Origin of the sequence: Lactobacillus sp. 23-2 (assembly GCF_044902225.1) — a bacterium.
Lineage (GTDB): Bacteria > Bacillota > Bacilli > Lactobacillales > Lactobacillaceae > Lactobacillus > Lactobacillus absianus.
Genome location: NZ_JAOQBX010000096.1, coordinates 1 through 278 on the forward strand (window position 1 = coordinate 1; position 278 = coordinate 278).

Consider the following 278-nt stretch of genomic DNA (forward strand, 5'->3'; position numbering starts at 1 on the left):
ATTTAAGCGAATCCGGCCAAGTGGCCAATCCTTGCGCCCCTGCGGGCATTCCAGCTTCAGAATCTGTCCTTCAATTTTGCTTTGGTCGCTCTTAAAGCCTTGACGGGAGGCTTTGCGGGACTTGTACTTCGGCTTGCCCCAGTCTGGCTGAGCTTTGTCAAAGAAGTTCTTCCAAGCATTGCCAAGATCCTGCACTGCAAGATTGGCAAGATGAGCTGGATATGCCAGTCTCCAAGCATCAGTTTCCTTGTCAGAATTAAGCTCATTGCGAACTCTCT

General features: G+C 50.0%; 1 pseudogene. It reads right to left on the reverse strand.

What is annotated here, in order from left to right:
* Positions 1-278, reverse strand: a pseudogene (locus OCH80_RS10310) (hypothetical protein); the annotation flags it as partial.